The organism is Pseudomonas sp. Leaf127 (genome assembly GCF_001423155.1).
GTDB classification, from domain to species: domain Bacteria; phylum Pseudomonadota; class Gammaproteobacteria; order Pseudomonadales; family Pseudomonadaceae; genus Aquipseudomonas; species Aquipseudomonas ovata.
In genome coordinates this window covers 565750-584763 of record NZ_LMOA01000020.1, presented here as the reverse complement: position 1 = coordinate 584763, position 19014 = coordinate 565750, and the positions used below count along the sequence as shown (strand labels likewise).

16 protein-coding genes are annotated in these 19014 nt (G+C 61.7%); 14 read left to right on the top strand and 2 right to left on the bottom strand.

Annotated elements, in window-relative coordinates; all coding sequences use genetic code 11:
- Window positions 1-532 precede the first annotated feature (532 nt).
- Together rhtA and ASF84_RS13315 are read left to right on the top strand one after the other, a co-directional pair.
- Complete coding sequence (rhtA, locus tag ASF84_RS13320) at window positions 533-1417, top strand: threonine/homoserine exporter RhtA (protein ID WP_056839038.1); 885 nt, start codon at window positions 533-535, stop codon at window positions 1415-1417.
- Window positions 1418-1587: 170 nt separating this feature from the next.
- Complete coding sequence (locus ASF84_RS13315; RefSeq protein WP_056839036.1) at window positions 1588-1878, top strand: hypothetical protein; 291 nt, start codon at window positions 1588-1590, stop codon at window positions 1876-1878.
- A gap of 18 nt (window positions 1879-1896) precedes the next feature.
- Here the strand turns inward: ASF84_RS13315 and ASF84_RS13310 are convergent, their stop codons facing one another.
- Both ASF84_RS13310 and ASF84_RS13305 read right to left on the bottom strand, forming a co-directional pair.
- Window positions 1897-3705, bottom strand: coding sequence for an aminopeptidase P family protein (locus tag ASF84_RS13310; RefSeq protein WP_056839033.1), 1809 nt, complete (start codon window positions 3703-3705; stop codon window positions 1897-1899).
- A gap of 52 nt (window positions 3706-3757) precedes the next feature.
- Window positions 3758-4936: a cysteine desulfurase family protein gene (locus tag ASF84_RS13305; protein WP_056839031.1), complete on the bottom strand. Its 1179-nt coding sequence runs from the start codon at window positions 4934-4936 to the stop codon at window positions 3758-3760.
- Between the two features lie 888 nt (window positions 4937-5824).
- Between ASF84_RS13305 and ASF84_RS13300 the strand changes: the two genes are divergently transcribed.
- The 12 genes from ASF84_RS13300 to ASF84_RS13245 all read left to right on the top strand — a co-directional run bounded on the left by ASF84_RS13300 (window position 5825) and on the right by ASF84_RS13245 (window position 19012).
- Window positions 5825-6607, top strand: a complete 783-nt coding sequence (locus tag ASF84_RS13300; RefSeq protein WP_056839030.1) for a hypothetical protein — start codon at window positions 5825-5827, stop codon at window positions 6605-6607.
- Window positions 6608-6666: 59 nt separating this feature from the next.
- Window positions 6667-7782 (top strand): DegT/DnrJ/EryC1/StrS family aminotransferase, encoded by a 1116-nt coding sequence (locus ASF84_RS13295; RefSeq protein ID WP_056839028.1) that lies wholly within the window; start codon window positions 6667-6669, stop codon window positions 7780-7782.
- A gap of 2 nt (window positions 7783-7784) precedes the next feature.
- The gene (locus ASF84_RS13290) at window positions 7785-9290 is read left to right on the top strand and encodes a lipopolysaccharide biosynthesis protein (protein WP_056839026.1); all 1506 of its coding nucleotides are present in this window, start codon (window positions 7785-7787) and stop codon (window positions 9288-9290) included.
- A gap of 3 nt (window positions 9291-9293) precedes the next feature.
- Window positions 9294-10229, top strand: coding sequence for a glycosyltransferase family 2 protein (locus ASF84_RS13285; RefSeq protein ID WP_056839024.1), 936 nt, complete (start codon window positions 9294-9296; stop codon window positions 10227-10229).
- Complete coding sequence (locus tag ASF84_RS13280) at window positions 10219-10671, top strand: low molecular weight protein-tyrosine-phosphatase (protein WP_056839022.1); 453 nt, start codon at window positions 10219-10221, stop codon at window positions 10669-10671. The genes ASF84_RS13285 and ASF84_RS13280 overlap by 11 nt, the downstream gene beginning before the upstream one ends.
- Window positions 10672-12885, top strand: a complete 2214-nt coding sequence (locus ASF84_RS13275; RefSeq protein WP_056839020.1) for a polysaccharide biosynthesis tyrosine autokinase — start codon at window positions 10672-10674, stop codon at window positions 12883-12885. It begins immediately after the preceding gene.
- An 81-nt stretch (window positions 12886-12966) separates the two neighbouring features.
- A complete protein-coding gene (locus tag ASF84_RS13270; RefSeq protein ID WP_056839019.1) occupies window positions 12967-13746 on the top strand; it encodes a WbqC family protein in 780 nt (259 codons plus the stop codon).
- A gap of 4 nt (window positions 13747-13750) precedes the next feature.
- Window positions 13751-14239 (top strand): transcription/translation regulatory transformer protein RfaH, encoded by a 489-nt coding sequence (rfaH, locus tag ASF84_RS13265; protein WP_056839016.1) that lies wholly within the window; start codon window positions 13751-13753, stop codon window positions 14237-14239.
- A 50-nt stretch (window positions 14240-14289) separates the two neighbouring features.
- Window positions 14290-15291, top strand: coding sequence for a glycosyltransferase (locus ASF84_RS13260; RefSeq protein WP_056839014.1), 1002 nt, complete (start codon window positions 14290-14292; stop codon window positions 15289-15291).
- The gene (locus ASF84_RS13255; RefSeq protein WP_056839011.1) at window positions 15288-16514 is read left to right on the top strand and encodes a glycosyltransferase family 4 protein; all 1227 of its coding nucleotides are present in this window, start codon (window positions 15288-15290) and stop codon (window positions 16512-16514) included. The genes ASF84_RS13260 and ASF84_RS13255 overlap by 4 nt, the downstream gene beginning before the upstream one ends.
- 60 nt (window positions 16515-16574) lie before the next feature.
- Window positions 16575-17672 (top strand): glycosyltransferase family 4 protein, encoded by a 1098-nt coding sequence (locus tag ASF84_RS13250; protein WP_056839010.1) that lies wholly within the window; start codon window positions 16575-16577, stop codon window positions 17670-17672.
- 140 nt (window positions 17673-17812) lie between these two features.
- Complete coding sequence (locus ASF84_RS13245) at window positions 17813-19012, top strand: glycosyltransferase family 4 protein (protein ID WP_056839008.1); 1200 nt, start codon at window positions 17813-17815, stop codon at window positions 19010-19012.
- Window positions 19013-19014 lie beyond the last annotated feature (2 nt).

Genomic DNA, 19014 nt, shown 5'->3' with positions numbered 1-19014 from the left:
GTGTTAAAGAGCGGTTGGTTGAGCTGTTCGCTTCAACCGAGGCGCGCATTCTACAGCGCCTGTGTAACATGTCAAGTGATTATTTTYGGAAGTTTYCAGAGCAACTCTGAARCCTTCATCACTTGCGTGCCGACCGATCTTTCGATCAACTCGTCAGCGGGAGGCGAATAATACAGCATTGAAACTTGCTGTCAACTACCTTTTTCACCGCYGCGGCCCKGAGGCCAGCACCATCCCCTCGCCGATTTCTTATCCAACTCATTGATATTCAAGGAGTTTTCAGTTTCTTCCGCGGCGGGAATGGTGCGCATTATAGAGCGCTGAGACAGGGCGCCAACTCATTGATATTCAAGGAGTTTTCAGTTTCTTCCGCGGCGGGAATGGTGCGCATTATAGAGCGCTGAGACAGGGCGTCAACACTTAATTTCAAACCAGGCCGAAATTAAATAAATGCGCATTATATTGCGCAAACCGTTCAGGTTACTCATCATGCTTCTTATATATAGACAGCACCCTCAGGACAGCACCCGCCATGAAACCCTCGTCACCCCCCTCTTCCATACTGTTCCCTCTGGGGCTGCTGATTATCGCGATGGTTTCCATCCAGACCGGCGCTTCACTGGCCAAGAGCCTGTTCCCTGCCATTGGTGCTCAGGGCACCACCACGCTGAGACTGATCTTTGCCAGTCTCATCATGATCCTGGTCCTGCGCCCCTGGCGCGTTCGCCTGACGGCTCGATCGCTGCGCATGATCATTGTGTATGGCATCGCACTGGGCGGGATGAACCTGCTCTTCTATATGTCGTTGCGCAGTGTGCCGCTGGGCATTGCCGTAGCACTGGAGCTTACCGGCCCTCTGGCCGTGGCATTGCTGACTTCACGCCGCACAATCGATGTCGTCTGGATCGCCCTGGCCGTCGGCGGCCTATTGTTGCTGATCCCCGACGGCCGCAGCAGTGCCAGCCTCGATCCGCTAGGGGCCGCCTATGCCTTGGGCGCCGGTGCCTGCTGGGCCGCCTACATCGTTTTCGGTCAGAAAGCCGGTGAAGGCAACGGCGTACAGACTGCGGCCCTTGGCGTTATCGTCGCCGCCCTGTTCGTCGCGCCCTTTGGCGTGGCACACGCCGGCTCGGCTCTTCTGGACATCGGCTTGCTGCCGGCTGCCATCGGCGTGGCCATCTTGTCGACCGCCTTGCCTTATAGCCTGGAAATGGTGGCACTGACGCGTATGTCCACGCGCACTTTCGGCACACTGGCCAGCCTGGAGCCGGTCATCGCCGCCTTGTCTGGCCTGCTGTTTCTGCACGAGCAGCTGTCGGCACTGCAATGGCTGGCCATGGGCGCAATCATTCTGGCATCGATTGGCGTCACCCTGTCGGCCACGCCAGAGCGCCCCAAACTGGTGCCGGGCGACTGATTCTCAATCACGATACATGACAAGGCACTAGCATTTGTTCCGCGCATGCGCCATGTTTAGAGCCTGACCGATGCAGTTTGCGGGAAATATCTGTGAACCGATCGATATCCCTTGAGTACAAAGACTCAGGCCCGATAGTGGCTTTCAGACATGGCCGGTTAAGGAACGGGATGAAATACATTGTTATCGTACTGGCGCTGCTTGGCGTGACAGGATGCGCCGCGACAGCCAAGCCGGTTGTGCTGGGCAAGCGCGGCATTCATATCAACTGCTCGGGATTGTCTTCCTCCTGGGAGAGGTGCCAGGAACTTGCAGCCAATACCTGCCAGTCCGGGCAATACAGGGTAATCGCCAAGTCCGGTGATGCCGTCGAAGACCCCGGCGATTACCCGTTCGGCCTGAATCCCGCCGGCTATACCAGTCGCAGCATGATCATCATCTGCAAGAAATCACGCCTCTGAGCGATGCTTGCCGCTTGATCAGACAGCGACGGTACGCGCTTGCAGCCACTGCAATGCAGCCCCTTGCAATAAAGGGCTCAAGCGTTGGCGGACATGGGCATGGTAGCGATTGAGCCACCCTTTCTCGTCCGCATTGAGCAGCGACAGGTCCAGGCAACGCGTGTCGATCGGACACAGTGTCAGGGTTTCGAAGCGCAGGAACTCGCCAAACTCGGTCTGCTCCGCCTCCTGGTTGATCACCAGGTTCTCGATACGCACCCCCCAACGCCCCGGCCGGTAAGTTCCAGGCTCGATCGACGTGATCATGCCCGCCTGCATGGCCGTCTGTGGGGTGACCGGTGCCTGGTAGGCGATCACCTGTGGTCCTTCATGCACATTGAGAAAGTAACCTACGCCATGGCCGGTGCCATGACCGTAGTTGACCCCATCGGCCCACATCGGTGCGCGAGCGATAGCGTCCAGTAGCGGCGCAGGCACTGCCTTGGGAAAACGCGCTCGCGACAAGGCAATCACACCCTTGAGTACGCGACTGCAATCCTGCTTCTGCATCACACTGGGTTCGCCGACCGGAACCATTCGCGTGATGTCAGTCGTTCCGCCCTGGTATTGACCGCCGGAATCAATCAATAACAGGCCATTGCCTTCGATCTGCGCATGCTCCGCTTCAGTGGCACGGTAATGCGGCATGGCACCGTTGGCATTGAAACCGGCAATGGTCGCAAAACTGGGGCACACGTAACCGGGCCGCCGCTGCCGGGCCAGCCCCAGTTGCTCATCAATGGTCAGTTCACTGACCGGCTCGTGCCCCAGGGACGCTTCCAGCCAGGCAAAGAACTCACACAGCGCTGCACCGTCCTGCTCCATCACCAGACGGATATGGCGCAAATCCTCAGCGCTCTTCTGCGACTTGAACAAGGTTGTGGGATTGAGCCCCTCGACCAGGCTGATCTCGCTGTCGAGATAATCGAGCAGGCCACAGGTGACACGCGCCGGATCGACCAACAGTCGTGCGGCTTTGGGCACCCGGCGCAGCGCAGCCCCAATCTGGCTGTACTCCAGCAGATTGACGCCGTCGCGCTGCAGGCTCTGGCGCACCGCAGCGTCGATCTTTTCGCCACTGACAAACAAGGTGACGCTCTTGGGCCCGACCAGAGCAAACGCAATGAACACCGGGTTATAAGACACGTCCGAGCCGCGCAGGTTGAACAGCCAGGCAATGTCATCCAAAGTCGCGATAAAGTGCCAGTCAGCCCCGCGCTCGGCCATGGTCTTGCGCAGTCGCTCGATCTTTTCCCGGCGCGACACCGTGGCATAAGGCGGCAGATGCTCGTAGACAGGATGGGTCGGCAAGGCCGGACGGTCTTGCCACAACTCGGTGAGCAGGTCCAGGTCGGTACGAAATCTTGCGCCACGGTCATACAGCTTGCTGGCCAGGGTTCGGGAAGAAGCTACGGCCAATACCGCACCGTCAACCGCGACCACGGTATCGGCCTCGGCCTGGTCGGCCAGCCATTCCAGCGGCCCCGGCTGGCCGGGCAACAGCCTGACCAGCTCGATGCCGCTGCCGGCCAGCTCCTTGCTCGCCTGCTCCCAGTAACGGCTGTCAGCCCAAAGGCCGGCGAAATCCTGAGTGACGACCAGCGTCCCGACCGAACCATGAAACCCGGACACCCATTGGCGCCCCTGCCAGAACCCCGGCAAGTATTCGGAAAGATGCGGATCGGCCGAGGGCACCAGCCAGGCATCGATTTTTTCACGACTCATCACCGCCCGTGCCTGCGCCAGACGCTCGCTTGCGCCTGCATGGGCATTGGTTTGCTTACTCATTACCGCTCCTGCTGACCCGGAATTGACCTTGGGACAGATAATGGAGCAGCGCTTACGACTGAGCAACCGCCCAGAACGGTGGACGACTCAGAGCTGCCTGAATCAGCCCGGCGGCGCCGTCAATATCAGCCTCGCAAGTAAAACGCCCCAGGCTCAGGCGAATGGTCTGGCTGGCGGCTGCCGCATCAAGGCCCAGCGCCAGCAACACATGAGAAGGTGCATTTTTCGCCGAGTTGCAGGCCGAGGTCGAAGAAAAGGCCAGCGACTTGCCCAAGGCGGCCACATCCAGATCATGGCGCGTGAACGTCAGGCTCAGGGTGTGCGGGATGCGCTGCTCGCGGCTGCCGTTGATGACCAGCCCCTTGATGCCTGCCAGTTGCTCGCACAGACGGTCATTGAGCCTTTGGATCCAGGCAATCTCCTTATCCAGTGATTCAGCGGCCAAGGCAAAGGCAGCCCCCATGCCGGCGATCTGGTGAGTCGCCAGGGTTCCAGAGCGCAGGCCCTGCTCGTGACCACCGCCGTGAATCTGCGCCAACACCCGTTGCTCGGCACGCGGCCCGACGTACAAGGCGCCGATGCCCTTGGGCCCGTAGAGCTTGTGCGCCGAGAACGACATCAGATCGACCGCCAGCGTGCTCAGGTCAATAGGCCGCTTGCCGGCTGCTTGAGCGGCATCCACATGCAGCAAGGCGCCGTGCTGGCGTACGCGATCACCAATGGCCGCAATGTCGTTGACCGTGCCCAGCTCGTTGTTGACCAGCATCAGCGACACCAGAAACGTGTCGTCACGCAAGGCGGCGCTGACCGCCTCGGCGCTGATCAGGCCATCGGCGTCCGGCGCCAGGTAGGTGACGTCTACCCCCCGCCCTTGCAGGTACTGCGCGGTATCGAGGATGGCCTTGTGTTCGATCTGGCTGGTAATGATATGCCCGACGGTCTTGCCGCTGCGCTGCGTGTACGCCTCGGCCACACCCTTGAGCGCCAGGTTGTTGGACTCGGTCGCACCGGAGGTCCAGACGATCTGCCCGGAACGGGCGCCCACCAGGGCTGCCACCTGCTGTCGGGCCTGCTCCACGAGCATTCGCGCCTGTTGACCGAATCCATGGGAACTGGAGGCCGGGTTGCCAAAGTGACCCGCCTGCCCCAGACAGGCCACCATCACCTGGATGACACGCTCGTCCACGGGCGTGGTGGCGGCGTAGTCGAAATACAGTGCGCTATTGCTCATGAACATTCCCCTGATATACACGGCCCGGCCAGTCGAACAGGGCCGCGGCGGCACGTTGCTGCCTCACACCTGTTAGGAGGTGATGGCATAACCATGAAAGCATGATGCACCCAATCAAATAGAACTAAAAATTCTAAATTTGAATTTATATATTCAAAAAAAGAATAAACAACCTTACAAGGCCATTCGTGTCACTCCCAGCCGGCTTTCGTCAATAAAAGCCTGGTATCGCACCGCTTCACAGGCAGATTGCCGATATTGCTCAATGCTTGGTACAACGTGCTCTACCGTGACTTGAACGCCGTGTCGTGTGTCAACTTCATGCAGCAGATGTGATCCATGAAGGTCTGCCCGATTGCCAGAAAACCGTCATGCCAAGTGAAAAAACACCCTGTTGTTTTTTTGACTTTTACTGAATTCAAACGGTTAGAACTTACAATTTGGGCTTTATTAAAAATTTAACAGGAAATTGACGAAATAATTTGACAGATTCCTACACAGCTTCAATATATAGACCTGTCTGACGATTCCTGGCTTTTATGCCAATGCCACAGAGCATTGCATCGGAATGGTCGTAGTGACCCCACATCGCTGTAACCCTGTATCCCGGTTGTTTCCACGGTGCTGCTGCATGCCGCTGGATGTCTGTCGACTCGCATACCCCTATTTGAATGACTGAACCTGTTCGGTATGGCGGTAGCTTTGCCCAAAAGTTTTCCGACCCTCACGGCCGACTGTGGCTGACGGTCACGGGCCTGCCTTGCCTGCCTTCACCCCGCCTGGTGCTTGTGCCTGGGGCGGTAGCGTGGCCGAACGGATCGTTGACAAGCCAGGCCCTGCCGCCATGCCTTTGGTTTTTCGCCTCCCCCTGCCCATGAGGTGTACCGAATGTCATCCACTGCTGAAGCTGTCACCGACTACGCCACCACGCTGGCCGGCCTGATGGACACCCAAGGCTATGCCCGGATCGAAGGTCTGCCGGGCCAGGAAGACCTGGCGCAATTGCGCGCCTTCACCCGTGAGCACGCCGAGCGCCACCCGGGCGAGTACTTTGCCTATCACGGTGAGCAGCACCTCAATCACAAGGTGCTGGTGCAGCTTTGGTCGAATCCGCAACTCAAGCAGTTACTGGCCGCGCTCTATCGGCTGGCCACCGGTCACGACAGCCTCAGTTCCAGGATCTTTCCGGTCCTGCGCTGTGTACAGGGCGCACAAGGGCGCCGTGAGTCGAACTGTTTTCACTTCGACGCCAGCCTGGTCACCGTGCTGGTGCCGATTCACATCCCCACCGAAGGCCAGGAGCGCGGTGACCTGATGCTGTTTCCCAACCTTCGCCGCGCCCGCCAGTCGATTCTGGTCAACCTGATCCAGAAGGCCTTGCTGCAGAACAAGGCCAGCCGCTGGTTGATGGGCCAGGCCATCCAGCGCGGCTGGCTCAAGCCAATGATCCTGCCGCTGGTGCCCGGCAATCTTTACCTGTTCTGGGGCTATCGCACCCTGCACACCAATCAGCCGTGCAGCCCCGGCCTGATGCGCGCCACGGTGCTGCTGCACTTTGGCGACCCGCACAGCGGCAGCCTGGCGACCCGGCTGATTCTCAGATACAGCCAGCGCCGCGCCGCCCGTCTCAGCGCCAGAGCCCTGCGCGACGAGCCGCCGCAAGCATCCTGATCCATACCTGTCCGCCTTATTTGCCACAGCCTGCTGAACCCACTGACACGGAGGTTTCGATGATTAATGTGACCAAGACCTATCTTGGCGATATCGACAAGTTCAAGCGCTATGTCGAAGGGATTTACGCACGCGGCTGGCTGACCAACCACGGACCATTGGTCGAAGAGTTGCAGGCACGCTTGCGTGATTACCTGGGCGTACGCCATGTGATCCTGACCAACAACGGCACCCTGGCCTTGCAGATCGCCTATCGGGCGCTGAACCTCACCGGCAGTGCCGTCACCACCCCGTTCAGTTTCGTGGCGACCAGCAGTTCGCTGCAGTGGGAAGGTATTCGCCCCATCTTTGCCGACATCGACCCCAAGACCTGGAACCTGTCACCCCGGCACATCGAACAGGCGATCGAAGCCGACACCTCAGCCATCGTCGCCACGCATGTCTTCGGCAACCCGTGCGCGGTACAGGCCATCGACGAAATCGCCCGTCGACGCCAACTCAAGGTGGTTTATGACGGCGCGCACGCGTTCTCGGTGCGCTACGCCGGACAATCGGTGTATGCCTGGGGCGACATCAGCATCCTGAGCTTTCACGCCACCAAACTGTTCCACACCATCGAAGGCGGTGCCATCATCACCAACGACGATGACGTGGCCCGGCGTGCCATGCTGCTGTGCAACTTCGGTATCAGCGGCGTCGACCGCATAGAGGGCATTGGCATCAATGCCAAGCTCAATGAGTTTTGCGCAGCGATGGGGCTGTGCATTCTTGACGACATCGACACCATTCTGGAGGCACGGGCCGAAATCGCCGACCGTTACACCACGCGGCTGCGTGATTATGTCGACCTGCAGCAACCGCAAACCCACAGCCAGGCCAATTACAGCTACTACCCGATCGCCCTGAGCGATGAGACACATCTACTGCAGGTACGCAGCCTGCTCAATGCCCGCGGCATCAATCCGCGGCGCTATTTCTACCCGTGCCTGGACACCCTGGAATACCTGCAGCCACAGCCGGGCCAGCCCGCCGCCCGCGCCCTGAGCGACCGGGTATTATGCCTGCCGATCTACCCGGGCCTGCCGCACGAAGACCAGAATCGCGTGATCGACAGCGTGCTGGAAACGTGCAGCCCACGCCTCACTCGCCCGGTCGTGGCGCCAGTCGAGTATTGAGCATGTCGGTGATTCGCAACACCGTGCTGAACTATGCCGGCCAGGCTTACGTGCTGGGGACAGGAATTGCGGTCATGCCCTTTTACCTGGGGCATCTGGGGGCCGAAGCCTACGGCCTGATCGGGTTTTTCACCGTCATGCAGGCCTGGTTGCAACTGCTCGACGCCGGCCTGTCGCCCAGCCTGGTCCGTGCGGTGGCCCACCAGCCGGCGACCCGCTCAGGACGCCTGAACTGTGGGCGGCTGCTGCGCTCGTTCGAGATCATCTTTCTGCCCCTGACCCTGGGTTGCGCGCTGGCCATCCATCTGGCCAGCCCGTGGATCGCCAGCCACTGGCTCAATGCCCAGAGTCTGTCGGCGCAAAGCGTCAGCGACTGCATTGGCCTGATGGGCGTGATCATTGCCCTGCGCCTGTACGCCACGCTGTATAAAAGCGGCCTGCAAGGCCTGGAACAGCACGCCTGGCTCAATGGCGCCAATGTGCTGATTGCCACCCTGCGCTATTTCGGCGCGCTGTGGCTGGTCAGTTCGGTGTCCAGCGATGTGCGTGATTTCTTCTTGTTCCAGGCCCTGATCAGCCTGGTCGAGACCCTGCTGTTCGCTGTGCGCGCCTGGCGGCAGATGCCCGGCGCCTTGCTGGCCGGCTTCGACGGCGTGCAGGTCAGGCCGGTGCTGCCGTTTGCCGCCAGCCTGTCGCTGACCGCCGTGCTATGGATTGTCCTGACCCAGATGGACAAGGTGCTGCTGTCCGAACGCCTGCCGCTGGCCGAGTACGGGTACTTTTCGCTGGTGGCGCTGGTCGCCACCGGCATCCTGACCCTGACCAACCCCTTGGTGCAGACTCTGCTGCCACGCCTCACCCGGCTGGTGGCCGAGGACCGTGAAGACGACATGCACAACCTGTTTCTGGCCGCGCACCGGCTGGTCTGCACGGTGCTGTTTCCGTTGGCGGCGATCATTGCCCTGCATGGCGAAGCACTGATTTACGCCTGGACCGGCGATGAGACGGCCGCGCGCTGGAGCCAGCCGGTGCTGGGCTGGTATGCCCTGGGAAGCGCGATCATGGCCATCAGCGCGTTCCAGTTCTACCTGCAATACGCCTATGGCCAGATGCGCCTGCATGTCGGTTACAGCCTGGTGTCGGCCGTCATCAGCGTACCGCTGCTGGTCTGGGCCATCGATGAACTGGGGGTGCTGGGGGCGGCCCTTGCCTGGTTCGGCCTGCGCCTGGTGTCGCTGGCCATCTGGCCGCTGATCGTGCACCGACACCTGGCGCCTGCCGTGCACGGTCCCTGGCTGCGCGACCTGTTGCGCATCAGCCTGATGACCGCGCTGGGCCTGGCGCTCAGCAACCCGCTGTTCGAACTGATCGCAGGCCTGGGGCCCAACCGCCTGACGCTGTTACTGGGCCTGGCCGCCAGTGGCCTGGTCACCTTGCTGCTGGTGGCGGTCAGCTACCGGCCACTGATGCACAAGCTTTACCTATCGTTGAGCAAACCGAGTACTTGAGCCATGGATGCCCTTGCCCGCCACACGCGCCCCGATTGCGCCAAGACACCGCTGCTGAGCATTGTCTGCCCGACCTACAACCAGGAAGCCTTCATCGCCCAGACCCTGGACAGCTTTCTGGCGCAACAGACCGATTTCAGTTTCGAAATCCTCGTCAATGACGACGCCTCGACCGACAACACCGCGCGCATCATCGCGCAGTACGTCGAGCGCTACCCGCAAATCATCAGGCCCTTCTATCACGAGGAAAACCAGTACCGGCAAGGCAAGCCTTGCGTGCCGGACCTGTTTCTTGAAGCCCGCGGGCGCTACATCGCCTTTTGCGAGGGCGACGACTACTGGACCGATCCGCGCAAGCTGCAGCTGCAAGTGGACTTTCTGGAAAGCCACCCCGACTACGTCATCACCTACCACGACGCAATGGCCTTTGATGAGCACAAGCAGCATGGCATCCAGTTGCAGGGGGACCTGCGCCGCGACGCCAGCGCGCTGGAACTGCAAAAGGCCCGGCCGATCTCGACCCTGACCACGTGCTTTCGCAACGTTTTGACCAGCATGCCGCCCGAACTGCAGATTCGCATCGCGCCGCTCAACGACCTGTGCTGGTGGTCGCTGCTGGGCGCCCACGGCAAAGGCAAGTTCATGGCCGAGATCAAGCCGGCTGCCTACCGCCTGCATGCCGGCGGAATCTTTTCCATGCGCAGCGACAAGCGCAAATTGCACATGAGCCTGCAAACCGCTTCCAGCCTGGCCAACTATTACAACCGCCTGGGCAACCAGGCCCTGTACGAGCACTTCCTGAGCCAGAGCGTATGCCTGTCGCTGGCGGCCCTGTCGCCGGCGCATAAGGTCAAGGCCATGCTGACCGTGGCGCGCAATGTCATGGTCAACCTTGGCCGGCGCCTGCGCCAGGCCACCCGTAAAGCCTATGTTCAGTGAGCTGTTGGTGATCTGCACGGGCAATATCTGTCGCAGCCCGATGGCCGAGGCCATGCTGCGGGCACGGCTGGCCACCCCGGGCATCCAGGTGCACTCGGCCGGCCTGCATGCCCTGATTGGCGAGCCCATGGATCGCCTGGCGCAAGAAGTGCTGCGCGACCATGGCCTGGTGCCACCTGCGCATCAGGCCCGCCAGGTCGACCGCCACAGGCTGCGCCGCGCCGACCTGATCCTGGCGATGGAGCCGTCCCATCTGCACGGCCTGTTCCGCCTGGCACCGGAAATACGTGGCCGCACCTTTTTGATCGGCCATTGGCAACACCCGACGGACATTGCCGACCCCTACCGGCGTGCAAAAACCGCCTTCGAACAGACCTACGTGCACTTGTCGCGCTGTGTCGACGACTGGCTTCCTTATCTTCAGTCAGGAGATCCGAGATAAATGACTGTCATGAACCGCACTTCTCTGGACACCCCCCAGGACACCCGGATCGACCTGGCCACCCTGTTGCGCACCCTGCTCGACCACAAACGCCTGATCCTGTGGATGACCGGTGTATTCATGCTGATCGGTGTGCTCTACGCCATCCTCGCCACCCCGGTGTACCAGGCCTCGGCAATGATTCAGGTCGAGCCGCGCAAGGTCGGTATCGAGGGCATTCCGGAAGTCAGCAACAAGCCCATGTCGGCCTCCCAGGCCACCACCGAGATCGAGCTGATCAAGTCCCGCGCGCTGTTGGGCAAAGTGGTCGAGGACCTGCGCCTGAACGTGGAAACCGAGCCTGACCGCCTGCCGGTCATCGGGCCGTGGCTGTTTCGCACCTTTGCACCCGAGTACGCCGGCCAGTTGGCTGAACCCTTGTTCGGCCTGGAGGGCTATGCGTGGGGCGGCGAAAAGCTGGACGTATTCCAGCTTGAAGTACCCGAGGCCCTGCTGGGCGAGAAACTCAAGCTGGTGGCCGGCAAACCGGGCCAGTACGCGCTCTACGACCCCGACGGCCATCTGCTGCTCAACGGCACCGTAGGGCGCAGCGAAGGCCAGGGCATCAAGATTCAGGTCGCCACCCTCAATGCCCGCCCGCAGACCGGCTTCACTGTGATCCGCCAGCGCAATCTAAGCACCGCCCTGGCCTGGCAGGAGCGGCTGAAGATCACCGAAGCCGGCAAGGACTCGGGGATCATCTACCTGCTGCTGCAAGACCCCGACCCGCTCAAGGCCAACGCGGTGCTCAACGAAGTCAGCCGCCTGTATGTGCGCCAGAACGTCGAACGCAGCTCGGCCGAAGCGGCGCAGCGCCTGGAATTTTTGCGCTCGCAATTGCCCATGGTGCGCAAGCAGCTCGAAGCCTCGGAAGCGGCGTTGAACACCTTCCAGACCAGTTCGCGCTCGGTGGACCTGTCGATCGAAACCAAAGGGGTGCTCGACCAGGTGGTCGAGCTGGACAAACAACTGAGCGAGCTCAAGCTCAAGCGTGTCGAGCTTGAGCGTCTCTATACCCGCGAGCACCCGACCTACCGCAGCCTGATGAGCCAGATCAGCCAGCTTGAAGCCCAGAAGCAGGGCCAGATGCGCAAGATCGACGCCCTGCCCCAGGCCCAGCAGGAACTGCTGCGCCTGACCCGCGACATGCAGGTCATCAGCCAGACCTACACCCTGATGCTCAACAAGAGCCAGGAGCAGGACATCCTGCGCGCGGGCAGCATCGGCAATGTGCGCATCATCGACAACGCCGACAGCAACGTCGAAAAACCGGTCAAGCCGATGAAGAAACTGGTGGTGCTGATTGCCACCCTGTTGGGCGCGCTGCTCGCCGTGGCGATCATCTTCGTGCGCCAGGCGTTCTATCGCGGCATCGAGAATCCGGAGGTCATCGAAAGCCTTGGCATGCCGGTCTATGCCTCACTGCCCTATTCACGCCAGCAGGAGCGCCTGGACAAGGCGGCCACCGGCCACGGTGCCCCGCGCGAATCGCGCCTGCTCAGCACCCGTGCGCCCGAGGAGCTGGCCCTGGAATCGCTGCGCAGCCTGCGCACCAGCCTGCACTTTGCCATGCTCGAAGCGCGCAACAATGTGCTGATGATCACCAGTCCCCTGCCTGGTGCCGGCAAGTCGTTCGTGTCGGCCAACCTGGCAGTGATCATTGCCCAGACCGGCAAGCGCGTGCTGCTGATCGACGCCGACATGCGCAAGGGCTACCTGCACAAGGTGCTGGGCGTGCAGTCGCGGCACGGCTTGTCCGACACCCTGGCGGCGCGGCTCAAGTGCCTTGAGGTGATCAACCGCACTGAAGTGCGTCACCTGGATTTTATCTCTTGTGGTTTTGCCGCCCCCAACCCCTCCGAACTGCTGATGCACGACAACTTCAACAAGATGCTCAGCGAGCTGTCGCCGCTGTACGACCTGATCATCATCGACACCCCGCCGATCCTGGCGGTCACCGACGGCACGCTGGTCGGTCGCCAGGCCGGCACCTGCCTGCTGGTGGCACGCTTCGGCCTGACCACCACCAAGGAACTTGAAGCCTGCAAACGCCGGCTCAACCAGAACGGCATCCTGATCAAGGGAGCAATCTTCAACGCCACCATCCGCAAGGCTTCCACCGCCGAGTACGACTGCACCACCTATGGATACAGCTATCACCCTGTACGCAAGTGAACAGGGCGCGCCCACTCCAGACCCCATGAATGCCCAAGGTGTTCACAGGGGCTGGCCAGCCATCACTAAAAGGAGTTAACCGTGGCCAGGACTATCGCAATGATGCAGCCGTACCTGTTCCCCTACCTGGGGTACTTCCAACTGATCAACCGCGCCGATGTGTTCATCCTCGGCGATGACCTGCAGTTCATCCGCGCCGGCTGGGTCAACCGCAACCGGATCCTGAGCAATGGCCAGCCGCGCCTGCTGACCTTCCCGGTCAAGAAGGATCACTTCAATCTGCCCATCATGCAGCGCCGCCTGGCCGACGACTTCGACACCGAGGCCGGACGGCTGGTCAACCTGATCGAGCAAAGTTACCGCAAGGCGCCGTACTTCGCAGAGGTCATGCCGCTGATCGAGCGGCTGATCCGCTTCCCGCAGCACAACCTGGCGCTGTACGCCGAAAACGCCCTGCGCGAGCTATGCGCCTGGCTGCGCATCACCACGCCGATCCTGCGCGGCTCGGATTTGAAACTGGCCTCGTGCCACAACAAGCAGGATCGGGTCATCAACATTGCCCGCACCTTTTCGGCGACCACCTTTCTCAACCCTATCGGCGGTTTCGACCTGTACGAACGCGACCTGTTTGCCCGCAACGGCCTGCTGCTGCGTTTTTTCACCATGAACCCGGTTCGCTACCCACAGTTCGGCCAGCACTTTGTCGACAACCTGTCGATCATCGACGTGTTGATGTTCAACAGCGTCGAACAGACCCGCGCGCTGCTCGATCGCTTCACCATCAGTGAAGGCAGTGCTGCCAACGACCCCGGCCTGGGCGCCATTGTGCGACCCCTGATTCCTCAACTGGCCGTGGAGTAAGCCCATGTCGACCCCTGATCCAGCGCGCTGGTACCTGATCCAGACCAAACCGCGCCAGGAATTGCGCGCCCTGGAGCACCTGCAGCGTCAGCAATTCGAGTGCTACCAGCCACTGACCACCGGCACCGCGCGCCAGGAAGCGCTGTTTCCAGGCTACCTGTTCATTCGCATGGACCAGGTGCATGACAACTGGTACCCGATCCGCTCCACTCGTGGCGTGGCCCGCATTGTCACCTTCGGCGCCCAGCCGGTGCCGGTGCACAACGAGCTGATCGAACAGATCCGCCAGCGCCTGGCCCGACCGGCACCACACGACGTATTCGCCCACGGCGAGGCGGTGCGCATCAAAAGCGGCAGCTTCAGCGACGTCGAAGCGATCTTTCTTGCCCTGGACGGCGCTGAACGCGCGGTGATCCTGCTCAACCTGTTGCAACGCCAGCACAAGGTGGTCTTGCCCTTGAGCAGCCTGACCCGCATGCCGGCCAGGGCTTGAGCGGCGCCTCTTATTGTCTTGAACTCGGCCTCATGAGCGGAACTTGCACCATGCCCAACCTGACCACCCTGGTGACCCTGACCTACGGTGACCGCTACACCTATTTGCACACGCTGATCAGCCGATCGCTGGAAAGCCCGCAGATCGAGCGCGTCATCGTCGTCAGCAACGCCTCCAGCGCACCGCTGCACATGCTGGTCGAGACCTGGCCCGACCGGGTCCAGGTCATTGACCTGCCCACCAACACAGGTTCTGCCAACGGCTATGCCGTCGGTATCCAGGCGGCACTGGACGCCGGTGGGCACTACCTGTGGCTGATGGACGATGACAACGCCCCGACCATCAACGCCATCGAGGCCCTGCACGACCGGCTGCAGCGTCTGCAGCCGACCTACGGTGCCGACCGGGTGGCCGTGGTGGGCTTTCGACCGACCCACCAGGCCGACATTGCCATGGGTGTGCCGCAGCGCTTTGCCATCCAGCCGCGCTCAAGCTTTTTCGGCTTTCACATTACCCAGTTGCCTTACAAGCTATGGCGCCGCCTGCCGTGGGGCCGGCCCCGACCCGAGCATCAGTTGCCGTCACTGGTGCAACTGCCTTTTGCCACCTACGGCGGCCTGCTGGCCCACCACAGCCTGTATCGACGCATCGGCCTGCCGCTGGATGCCTTGAAGCTTTACGCCGACGACACCGAATACACCTGGCGCATCACCGCCGGTGGCGGGCGGATTTTCCTGGTGCCCGAGGCCTTGCTCGATGACCTGGAGCACTCGTGGAACATCAAGGCGCGTACCAGCAATATCTATGAAAACTACCTGCTCGGCGGCTCCGACCTGCGCGCCTACTACGGCGCACGCAACCAGGCGTGGTTCGACAAGCACGTGTGGGCTGCCTCGCCGCAGGTCTATCGTTTCAACCGTTGGCTGTTCTTCTGCCTGCTGCGGGTCTTTGCGCGCCGCTGCGACGCGGGCGCACGCTTGAAATTGCTGGAAAAGGCCATCGCCGACGGTGAGTCCGGCCTGTTGGGCCTGAACCGGTCTTATCCACTATGAAACTGCTCTTCCTCAATAGCCTGTATGCCCCGGACATCGGCGGCGGTGCCGAAATCATCCTGCAACGCACCGTCGAGGGCCTGCAGGCACGTGGTCATCAGGTCGTGGTACTGGCCACTGGCGCCAAGGCCGGGTTGCATCAGGACAGCGTCAATCAGGTCAGGGTCTATCGCGCCGGCCTGCGTAACTTCTATTGGCACTTCACCCCTCAGCGTCCCGGCCGGCTGAAGCGCCTGGGCTGGCACCTGCGCGACCGCTACAACCGCAGCATGCGCCGTTACCTGAGTCAGGTCATTGCCCTGGAACAACCGGACCTGGTGGTCTGCCATAACCTCACCGGCTGGTCGGTCTCGGCCTGGGACGAGATTCGTCAGCATGAGCGGCCCATCGTGCAGGTGCTGCATGACCTCTACCTGCTGTGCCCTGGCAGCACCATGTTTCGCAAGGGTCATGACTGCCAGCGCCAGTGTGGGCTGTGCGTGCAGTTGCGCAAGGGTCATGCCGAGCGCTCGGCGCAGGTCGACAGCGTGGTCGGGGTCAGCCGCTTCATGCTCGAACGCTTGCAGGGCCGAGGGTATTTTCAGCATGCCCACAGCCATGTGGTGTACAACGCCAGCCCTTTTGCCCCACCGCCAACGACTTCGCAAGCCCCGCGTGTGGCCGACGCACCGCTGCGCTTTGGCTACATGGGCACGCTGTCCGAACCCAAGGGCGTGGGCTGGCTGATCGAACAGTTCTTGCGCCTGCCGTTCAAGGCCACGCTGGACATCGCCGGACGCGGGCAACTGGCTGACGAGCAACGCTTCAAGGCCATGGCCGTCAGCGAACGCATCCGCTTCGTCGGCTACCAGAAGCCCGAGCAGTTCTATGCCGGCATCGATGTAGCGGTGGTGCCTTCGATGTGGAGCGAGCCGTTCGGCATGGTCGCCGTCGAGGCCTGTGCCCACGCCAAACCGGTGATTGCCAGCCGCATGGGCGGCCTGGTCGAGATCATCCAGGACCCGTTCAACGGCTTGCTGTGCAACCCCGACGATCCGGAATCCCTGGGCCTGGCGATGCTGCGGCTGCATCAGGACCCGGCCCTGCTGGCACGCCTCGGCGCCCAGGCACGCAGCAGCGTCGCCGCCTTGCTCGACCTGGACCTGATGCTCGACAGCTATGAACGCATATTTGCCCAGGCCCTGCGCGAGCGGCGGCTGATCCCGGTCAATCCTTCGCTCTGAGAGCTTTATGCGTCATGCCGTCGCCTTCTTCTTACAGCTCATCCTTGCAGGAAGCACACGATGATCGTTATCAATGCCCGGTTCCTTACCCAGCCTGTCACCGGCGTGCAGCGTTATGCCGAGCAAATCAGCCTGGCCCTCAAGCGCTTGCGCGACGACGTGGTGTTCGTCGCCCCGCATGACATCCACTCGCATCACATCGCAGGCGTACTGCAAGCACGTTGCATCGGCCGCCATCGGGGCCACCTGTGGGAGCAGCTCGACCTGCCCCGCTACCTGCGCCAGCAAGGCAATCCGCTGCTGGTGTCGCTGTGCAGCACCAGCCCGGTGTTCTATGCCAACCAGATCGCCACGCACCATGACATCACGTATGTGCGGTTTCCCCACACCTACTCGTGGAAGTTCCGCGTTGCCTACCGGCTCATGACCCCGATCCTGCTGTCGCGGATCAGGACACTGCTGACACCCAGCGAGTTTTCCAAAGGTGAAATATCGCGCTTCTACAAGATCGACCCACAGCGCATCCTGACCCTGCCCAATGCGGTGACCGAACACTTTGTGCCCAACCCCGCTGCACAGGTCGAACGCCCTTACCTGCTAGCCGTGTCTTCACCCAGCGCCCACAAGAACTTTGCCCGTATGATCCAGGCGTTCCTGAGCTTGCGCGGCCAGCCGGACCTGCAATTGCACATTGTCGGCTCCACCAATGGTCTGTTCGCCGAGCCTGACCTGCAGCGCCTGGCCAGCCGCGATCCACGCATCCGTTTTCTGGGCCGTCTCGATGACCAGGAACTGCTGGACCAATACCAGGGCGCGACCGCATTCGTGTTTCCTTCACTGTATGAAGGTTTCGGCATTCCACCGCTCGAAGCCCAGGCCTGCGGCTGCCCGGTGCTGGCTGCCAAGGCCGCCTCGATCCCGGAGGTACTCAGGGACAGTGCGCTGTATTTCGACCCGCTGGATGTCGGGCAAATGGCCGCCGCCATGCAGCGCATTCTCCACGACCCGGCCTTGCGCCAGTCGCTGCGCCGCCAGGGGCTGGCCAATGCGGCGCGCTTCAGTTGGCAACGTTCGGCGCAGCGCCTGTCGCAACACATCGACAACCTGCAAGCCGCCCACGCCCGGCCAGGCAAGACCGCCAATGGCTCCAACAAGTAGAGCCGTGGTTTGGCAAGCCGTGTCAGCCGACAACACAACCTCTTTTGGTGATGCCCTTCACGGCTGAAGCCGTTCCTACACGCTTAGACGCCTGCTGTATGCGCCTGATGTAGCGAGATTCCATACATCAAGGAAGACCCATGAAAATCGCAATCGTCCATGACTGGCTGGTGACTTACGCTGGCGCCGAACGCGCCCTGGCCTCGCTGCTGCGCATCTGGCCCCAGGCCGACCTGTTTGCCGTGATCGACTTTCTCAGCGACAAGGACCGTGTGCAACTGGGCGGCAAGATGGCCACCACCACCTTCATCCAGCGCCTGCCCGGCGCACGCAAGCATTACCAGCGCTACCTGCCGCTGATGCCGCTGGCCATCGAACAACTGGACCTGTCCGGCTACGACCTGGTGATCAGCAGCAGCCATGCGGTGGCCAAGGGCGTGCTGACCGGCCCCGACCAGTTGCATATCAGCTATGTCTATTCGCCCATTCGCTACGCTTGGGACCTGCAGCACCAGTACCTGCGCGAGTCGGGCCTGGACAAGGGCTTCAAGGGTCGGCTGGCGCGCATGGTGCTGCACTATATGCGCCTGTGGGATCAGCGCACGGCGGCCGGCGTGGACGAGTTCATTGCGGTTTCAGGTTTTATCGGCGCGCGGATCGGCAAGGCCTACCGGCGTGAATCCACGGTGATCTACCCGCCGGTGGACACCTCCAGTTTCACCGCCCAGGGCCCGCGTCAGGACTACTACTTCACCGCCTCGCGCATGGTGCCTTACAAACGCCTGCCGATGATCGTCGAAGCCTTTGCGGCCATGCCCGACAAACGCCTGGTGGTGATTGGCGACGGACCGGACATGGCCCGTGCCAAAGCCATCGCAGCGCCCAACGTCAGCCTGCTCGGCTACCAGCCGGCGGCGGTCATGCTGCAACACATGCGTGCCGCCAAGGCCTTTGTGTTCGCCGCCGAAGAAGACTTCGGCATCAGCCCGCTGGAGGCCCAGGCCTGCGGTACGCCGGTGATTGCCTATGGCAAGGGCGGCGCGCTGGAAACCATTCTGGGCCTGGACCACCCGACGCCCACCGGGGTGTTTTTCCAGCACCAGGACATTGAGTCGCTCTGCGCGGCAGTCCGTGAATTCGAAGCCGCGCAGGCGCGTATCACACCCACGGCCTGCCGGCTCAATGCCGAGCGTTTCTCGGTCAGCCGTTTCGAGCAGCAGTTCGAAGCCTTCGTCGACAGCCGCCTGGCCAGCACCCGCCTGGCGGTCCAGGACGTACGCCTGCCCGTGCCCATACCAAACGAGCTGCCGGTACGTGCCGCCCCCATCGAGTCGGCATGAGG